Annotated in this window: 7 protein-coding genes and 1 tRNA gene; 2 read left to right on the forward strand and 6 right to left on the reverse strand. The window is 68.9% G+C overall.

Annotation, left to right across the window (positions count from 1 at the left end):
* Positions 1 to 32: 32 nt before the first annotated feature.
* The 3 genes from AC5E6L_RS00825 to obgE all read right to left on the reverse strand — a co-directional run bounded on the left by AC5E6L_RS00825 (position 33) and on the right by obgE (position 3,570).
* Positions 33 to 1,334, reverse strand: coding sequence for a glutamate-5-semialdehyde dehydrogenase (locus AC5E6L_RS00825; protein ID WP_491770584.1), 1,302 nt, complete (start codon positions 1,332 to 1,334; stop codon positions 33 to 35).
* A gap of 64 nt (positions 1,335 to 1,398) precedes the next feature.
* Positions 1,399 to 2,514 carry a glutamate 5-kinase gene (gene proB / locus AC5E6L_RS00830; protein WP_491229025.1) on the reverse strand — a complete coding sequence of 372 codons (1,116 nt, stop codon included), beginning with the start codon at positions 2,512 to 2,514 and terminating at the stop codon, positions 1,399 to 1,401.
* Positions 2,515 to 2,517: 3 nt separating this feature from the next.
* Complete coding sequence (obgE, locus tag AC5E6L_RS00835) at positions 2,518 to 3,570, reverse strand: GTPase ObgE (RefSeq protein WP_491770586.1); 1,053 nt, start codon at positions 3,568 to 3,570, stop codon at positions 2,518 to 2,520.
* A gap of 135 nt (positions 3,571 to 3,705) precedes the next feature.
* On the opposite strand from obgE, the gene AC5E6L_RS00840 reads away from it, so the two are divergent.
* Positions 3,706 to 4,527, forward strand: a complete 822-nt coding sequence (locus tag AC5E6L_RS00840) for an endonuclease/exonuclease/phosphatase family protein (RefSeq protein WP_491770601.1) — start codon at positions 3,706 to 3,708, stop codon at positions 4,525 to 4,527.
* Positions 4,528 to 4,547: 20 nt separating this feature from the next.
* Here AC5E6L_RS00840 and AC5E6L_RS00845 read toward each other — a convergent pair whose 3' ends face one another.
* The 3 genes from AC5E6L_RS00845 to AC5E6L_RS00855 all read right to left on the reverse strand — a co-directional run bounded on the left by AC5E6L_RS00845 (position 4,548) and on the right by AC5E6L_RS00855 (position 6,291).
* Complete coding sequence (locus AC5E6L_RS00845; protein ID WP_491770588.1) at positions 4,548 to 5,156, reverse strand: GNAT family N-acetyltransferase; 609 nt, start codon at positions 5,154 to 5,156, stop codon at positions 4,548 to 4,550.
* A gap of 105 nt (positions 5,157 to 5,261) precedes the next feature.
* Positions 5,262 to 5,522, reverse strand: coding sequence for a 50S ribosomal protein L27 (rpmA, locus tag AC5E6L_RS00850; protein WP_491770590.1), 261 nt, complete (start codon positions 5,520 to 5,522; stop codon positions 5,262 to 5,264).
* 124 nt (positions 5,523 to 5,646) lie between these two features.
* Entirely contained in the window at positions 5,647 to 6,291 is a 645-nt protein-coding gene (locus AC5E6L_RS00855; RefSeq protein ID WP_491770592.1) for a 50S ribosomal protein L21, read from the reverse strand.
* 321 nt (positions 6,292 to 6,612) lie between these two features.
* Here AC5E6L_RS00855 and AC5E6L_RS00860 point away from each other — a divergent pair.
* Positions 6,613 to 6,702, forward strand: a tRNA-Ser gene (locus tag AC5E6L_RS00860).
* Positions 6,703 to 6,780: the final 78 nt, after the last annotated feature.

The following is a 6,780-nucleotide window of genomic DNA, read 5'->3' on the forward strand; positions in this document are numbered from 1 at the left end:
CCCCCGCGCGCCGGATCGGCGTCAGTTGATGGTCACGGGCGCGTCTGGCCGGAGCCGCGCACGCGATAGTTGAAGGAGGTGAGCTGTTCGACGCCGACGGGCCCGCGGGCATGCATCTTGCCGGTGGCGATGCCGATCTCGGCGCCCATGCCGAACTCGCCGCCGTCGGCGAACTGGGTGGAGGCGTTGTGCAGCACGATCGCCGAGTCGATCTCGGCGAAGAAGCGCGCCACGGCCCCGGCGTCCTCGGCGAGGATCGCCTCGGTGTGGTTGGAGGAATAGCGGCCGATATGGCCGATCGCGCCGCCGACGCCATCGACGAGAGCGACCGAGATGATGCTGTCGAGATATTCGGTCGACCAGTCGGCCTCCCGCGCGGGCGCCGCCTTCGGCCAGGCGGCGCGCACGGCCTCATCGCCGCGGATCTGGCAGCCGGCCTTGTCGAGCGCGTCCAGGATCGGCGCGAGCACCCGGTCCGCCGCGGCGCGATCGACCAGAAGCGTCTCGGCGGCGCCGCAGATGCCGGTGCGGCGCATCTTGGAATTGACCGTCACCTCGACCGCCATCTCAAGCGCGGCCGAACCGTCCACATAGACATGGCAGATGCCTTCAAGATGCGCGAAGACCGGCACGCGCGCGTCGGCCTGCACCCGCTCGACCAGCCCGCGCCCGCCGCGCGGCACGATCACGTCGATGGCGCCGTCGAGGCCCTTGAGCATCTCGCCCACCGCCTGACGGTCGGTGACCGGCACGCGCTGGATGGCGTCGGCCGGCAGCCCGGCCCTTTCGAGACCGTCGACCAGGCAGGCATGGATGGCGCGCGAGGAGTTCGCCGAGTCCGAGCCGCCGCGCAGGATCACCGCGTTGCCCGCCTTCAGGCACAGCGCGCCGGCATCGGCGGTCACGTTCGGCCGGCTTTCATAGATGACGCCGACCACGCCCAGCGGCGTGCGCACGCGCTCGATGCGCAGCCCGTTGGGCCTGTCCCACCGGGCGATGACGCTGCCGACCGGATCGTCGAGCCCGGCGATGGCGCTTACGCCCTCGGCCATCGCCTTGACGCGTTCGGGCGTCAGCGCGAGCCGGTCCAACAAGGCGCTCGACAGGCCGGCCGCGCGGGCCGCCTCCATGTCGGCCCGGTTGGCGGCGAGAATGTCCGCCTGGCCGGCGAGGATCGTCTCGGCCATCGCGTCGAGCGCTTCGTTCCTGGCGCCGGCCGGCGCGATCGCCAAGGGCGCCGCGGCGGCCCTGGCCCGCGCGCCCATCCCGGCCATGACGGCGGCGATATCGGTACGGGCCTTATCGGTATCGGCCTTGTCCGCGCGGGTCAGCATGGCGATCGTCCCTTTCACAGGGTCCGTCTTTTACATGCCGCCCATGGCGAGGGCAACGCCGGTTTCAACGGTGCGCGCCCATGACCAGATCGTCGCGATGGACCATGGCGGCGCGCGGCGCGTGACCGAGAACGGCCTCGATCTCGTCGGTCTTGCGGCCGGCGATCGCGCGGGCCTCGGCGGCACCATAGGCGGCAAGACCACGGGCGATCTCGCCACCGCCGTCGAGCGCGATGGCGACCGTGTCGCCGCGCGCGAAGTCGCCCTCGACGCGTTTCACGCCGGCCGGCAGCAGCGACTTGCCCTGCCGAAGCGCCCGGTGCGCGCCCGCGTCCACCGTCAGCGTGCCGCGCGGCTCCAGCTTGCCGGCGATCCAGCCCTTCCAGGCCGAGACGGGGGTGGGCGAAGCGGCGAACCATGTGGCGCGCGCGCCTTCTTCGAGCGCGGTCAGCGGACGGTCGACCGTGCCGCGCGTGATCACCATCGCGGTGCCGCCGGCGGTGGCGATGCGGCCGGCCTCGATCTTGGTGCGCATGCCGCCGCGCGCGGTCTCCGACGCCGAACCGCCGGCCATCGCCTCGATCTGGGGCGTGATGGCCGCGACGCGGGCAATGTGTTCGGCGGCCGGATCGCGCGCGGGCGGCGCCGAATAGAGCCCGTCCACATCCGACAGGAGCACCAGAAGATCGGCGTTCATCATCACCGCGACGCGGGCGGCCAGCCGGTCATTGTCGCCGTAGCGGATTTCGCTGGTCGCCACGGTATCGTTCTCGTTGATGACGGGAATCGCGCCGACCTTCAGCAGCGCTCCGATGGTCGCGCGCGCGTTCAGATAGCGCCGGCGCGTCTCGGTATCGTCCAGGGTGACGAGCACCTGGCCCGTGGTGACGCCATGGCGGGCGAGCGAAGCGTTCCAGGCATGGGCGAGCGCGATCTGCCCGACGGCCGCCGCGGCCTGGCTTCCTTCGAGCTTGAGCGTGCCGCCGGGCATGTCGAGGATCGTGCGGCCGAGCGCGATGGCGCCTGAGGAAACGACGAGGATCTCGTGGCCATCGGCGGCAAGGCCGGCCAGATCGTCGCACAGGCTGTCGAGCCAGGCCGCGCGCAGGCCGCAGGCCCGGTCGACCAGAAGCGCCGAGCCGATCTTGACTGTGATGCGCTTGTGCGCGGCAAGGCCCATCGTTCACCGCCCCCCATCGAGCGGTCGCCACGGGCGGGCCTGCCGCCCGGCGCTGCGATCGGCGCTCCGCGCTTGCTCGACGGCCGCCATCAGGGCGCGCAGCGCCGCCTCCACGCCCTCGCGCGTGGCCGACGACAGCAACAGCGGCGCCCGGCCGCCTATCGCCTCAAGCCGGGCCGCCATGTCGGCGCGCGCGGCGTCGTCGGCCAGGTCGGCCTGCGACAGGGCCAGCACTTCGGGCTTGTCCGCAAGGCCCTGGCCATAGGCCTCAAGCTCGCCGCGGACGGTGCGGTAGGCAGCCTCGACATCGTCCTCGCGCGCCGACACGAGATGCAGCAGAACGCGCGTGCGCTCCACATGGCCCAGGAAGCGGTCGCCGATGCCCGCGCCCTGCGAGGCGCCCTCGATCAGCCCGGGAATGTCGGCGAGGACGAATTCGCGCGCGTCGATCCGCGCGACGCCCAGATTGGGGTGCAGCGTGGTGAACGGATAGTCGGCGATCTTCGGCCTGGCGGCGGTCACCGAGGCGAGAAAGGTCGACTTGCCCGCGTTGGGCAGGCCGACAATACCCGCATCGGCGATCAGCTTCAGGCGCAGCCAGATCCAGCGCTCCTCGCCTTGCTGTCCGGGATTGGCGCGGCGCGGCGCCCGGTTGGTCGAGGACTTGAAATGCGCGTTGCCGAACCCGCCATTGCCGCCGCGGGCCAGGCGATGCCGGTCGCCGATATTGACCAGATCGCAGATCGGCGTTTCATTGTCCTGTTCGAGCACCTGCGTGCCGGCGGGCACGGGCAGAACGACATCGGGGGCGCCGGCGCCCGTGCGGGTCTTGCCCATGCCGTGCTGGCCGGTCCTGGCCTTGAAATGCTGCCTGTAGCGATAGTCGATCAGCGTGTTGAGCCCGTCCACGGCCTCGACCCAGACATCGCCGCCCCGGCCGCCGTCGCCGCCGTCGGGGCCGCCGAACTCGATATACTTCTCGCGCCGAAACGAGACGGCGCCGGCGCCGCCGTCGCCCGATCGAATGTACACCTTGGCCTGGTCGAGGAATTTCATCGCATTGTCACGGTTGCCGCTGTAAGGGTCGGCGGATCGGGAGCGGTGGTTCGGACGGCTACGGGGCGCAGTCTGTAGCGTATCGAAACGCGCCTTGCGAGCATTATCGATGGGCGGCACGGGGACGCGACGATGATCAGCGCTGTCAGTTACAACATTCAGTACGGCTTCGGGTTCGATGGAACCTGCGATCTGGGCCGGATCATCGCGCGTGTCCGGGCCGCCGATGTGATCTGCCTGCAGGAGGTGACGCGTGGCTACGTCAAGAATGGCGGCATGGACATGGTCGAAGCGATCGTTGCGGCGTTGCCGAGCCACTTTTCGGCGTACCATCCGGCCGCCGATCTGGACATGGGCGGCGCGATCGTCGACGGCGTGGCGGTCAACCGCCGGTTCCAATTCGGCAACATGGTGCTGTCGCGATGGCCGCTGACGGCGGTGCGCGGACATTTGCTGCCCCGTTCCTGGCGCAAGGACGCGTTCAACCTTCAGCGCGGCGCGCTCGAAGCGCGGATCGACACGCCGGCCGGCCCGATCCGGTTCTATTCGGTGCATCTGGACCATGTGGATGCGCGCGAGCGCATGGCGCAGATCCGCGCGCTCAAACGGATCGCGGGCGATTTCGCCCGCACCGGCGGCGCGATCACCGGGGCGTTCGAGTTTGGCCTGCCGGACATGGAGGACCGGGGCGATTTCGTCCTGATGGGCGATTTCAACTGCGAACCGGATTCCGATGAATATCGCCTGATGGTCGACGATGGCGCGATCGTCGAGGCGACCGCGACCGATCCGGGCTGGAGCTGGCGATCGGCCTTAGGCGAGGAGCCGGTGCGGCGACGGCGGCTCGATTATGCCTTCTGCAACACGGCGCTGGCGGCGCGGGCGAAGGGCACGCGGATCGACCGCGAGGCCGAAGGCTCGGACCATATGCCGGTCTGGATCGAGATCGCGGGCTGAGCGGCCCGGCAAGGCGCGGCTCAGCCGGTTTCGGCCTTGCGGGCCAGCCAGTTTTCGCGGCTCAGCCGATAGCGCTCCATGGCAACGCGCCCGGCGGCGATCGTGTCGATATGGTCGTGGCCGGTGAACTCGAAGCCCTGCTTGACGAGCACCTGGCGCGAACGCGGATTGACCGTGCGCGAGCCGGCATAGATGACGTTGGCGCCGGTCACCCGGAAGGCGAGATCGACCACCGCGCTCGCCGCTTCCGATGCGTAGCCCTTGCCCCACCAGCTCCGTCCGAGCCAGTAGCCGACCTCCAGATCGCCCGAGGGCGGGCGGTTGGTGACCGCGCACATGCCGATCAGCCGGCCCGTGTCGGCAATCGTCACCGCATAGACATAGCCTTCGACCCGGCCGTCATGGATGGCGTTGATGTAGGCGATCGCGTCCGCCCGCTTGTAGGGGTGGGGCATGCGCGCCGTCATCTCGGCGATCTCGCGGCTGTTGGCGATGATCGCCAATTCGTCGGCATCGTCGAGCACGGGCATGCGCAACACCAGGCGATCGGTGGCGAGAACGGGCGTGTTCAGCGAGAAGGGCCGGCTTTCGGGCTGACGGTAATCGGGCTTTTCGGCGGAGCTGATCATGGGTTCGGTCCGAATCAAAAGGGAGTTGATGCCTGCCCCAACTCCCCTTTGAAAACGCTCTACTCCCGGGTGTTGGAACGCCGGGCGCTTTATCGACCTGCCCGGTCAGTCGCTGGTCGCCATCACCGATACATAGGTGCGGCCATTGGCTTTCCTGCGGAATTCCACCGCGCCGTCGGCGAGGGCGAACAGGGTATGGTCCTTGCCGATCCCGACATTGGTCCCCGGGTGCCACCGGGTGCCGCGCTGGCGCACGATGATGTTGCCGGCGGTCACCGACTGGCCGCCGAACTTCTTGACGCCAAGGCGCTTGGATTCCGAATCACGTCCGTTGCGCGACGATCCGCCCGCTTTCTTGTGTGCCATCTTATCTCTCCTGCCGCAGTCGGCGTCTTAATGCGTCCCGACCGGGCGTGCCGTCCTTATGGGCGTTTCCGGCGGGCGGTTCAAGGGTGAAGCTGTTGTGCGGCGCACCCGGCCTTGCACGGTCTCAGCCGGCGCGCTCCCTGGCCTGGGCCTGCCAGTCCTCGATCTGCGCCGCGCTGAACGGCATGTGCTCGTCGATCCGGGCAATGTCGTCGGCGGTCAGCGCGGCGATCTGCGCGAAGGTGGTGATCCCCTGCTCGTTGAGCTGGCCTTCGGCGACCGGGCCGACGCCCTTGAGCTCGGTCAGCTTGTCCTTTTCGCCGTCGGGCGCGGTGAACAGCGGGCCTTCTGGCGCGGCCCCGGCCCCCGGTGCGGGCGACTCGGCCTTCGGTTCGGTCTTCGGGGCCTTGGCCGGTGCGGACTGCTTCTTGGTCGGCTCGGCCGAGGGCTTGGCGCCGTCCGTCAGAATCTCGCGGATGCGCACGGTGGTCAGCAACTGGCGGTGGCCGCGCTTGCGGCGCGAATTCTGCCGCCGGCGTTTCTTGAAGGCGATCACCTTCTTGGCGCGACCCTGTTCGACGACATCGGCGGTGACCATGGCACCCTCGACGCGCGGGCTGCCGAGGGTGACATCGGCCCCATCGCCGACGGCGAGCACCTCGGTGAACTGGACCGTTTCGCCGGCATCGCCGTCGAGTTTTTCGAGCGTGAGCACATCATCGGTGGCGACGCGATACTGCTTGCCGCCGGTCTTGATGACTGCGAACATCGTTTTTCCCTTCGTGTTCGATACGGCTCTGGCACGCCCGGATCCCACACGCACAGGGCGCCATGGGCGATCGGCACGCCGGCCGGCTTCTTGTTCAGTCTTTCCGGATTTTCCCGTTTTCTTGCCTTTCGAGCGACGCCCGTGCCGGGTCTTTCGCCAACGGGTCTTTCGCCAAAAGGAGCAAGGCGCGGTCCGACCGCGCCACGCTGGCGCTTGCTATGGTGGGCGGAGCGCGAAAAGTCAAGCGGGACCGGCCGGACAATGGACCGTTACGTCTTGTTTTGGGCGGACCTTGGCGCTAGACAGCGCGGCACTGCGTGCGGAGAGGTGGCTGAGCGGTTGAAAGCGCCGCACTCGAAATGCGGTATAGGGGCAACTCTATCGGGGGTTCGAATCCCTCCCTCTCCGCCACCCTGGAACATAAGTGCGAACGGCGTTCGCCGCCGATTCTACGCCATTTGAAGCCGCCAGCACCGGCAGCAGGGTGTT

The organism is Roseitalea sp. (assembly GCF_984466335.1).

What these genes read in the sequence shown, in the direction of transcription:
- proB (WP_491229025.1), bottom strand. Translation starts at nt 2,514, where the DNA reads ATGGGCCTTGCCGCGCACAAGCGCATCACAGTCAAGATCGGCTCGGCG.
- AC5E6L_RS00845 (WP_491770588.1), bottom strand. Translation starts at nt 5,156, where the DNA reads ATGATCAGCTCCGCCGAAAAGCCCGATTACCGTCAGCCCGAAAGCCGG.
- rpmA (WP_491770590.1), bottom strand. Translation starts at nt 5,522, where the DNA reads ATGGCACACAAGAAAGCGGGCGGATCGTCGCGCAACGGACGTGATTCG.
- AC5E6L_RS00855 (WP_491770592.1), bottom strand. Translation starts at nt 6,291, where the DNA reads ATGTTCGCAGTCATCAAGACCGGCGGCAAGCAGTATCGCGTCGCCACC.
- AC5E6L_RS00825 (WP_491770584.1), bottom strand. Translation starts at nt 1,334, where the DNA reads ATGCTGACCCGCGCGGACAAGGCCGATACCGATAAGGCCCGTACCGAT.
- obgE (WP_491770586.1), bottom strand. Translation starts at nt 3,570, where the DNA reads ATGAAATTCCTCGACCAGGCCAAGGTGTACATTCGATCGGGCGACGGC.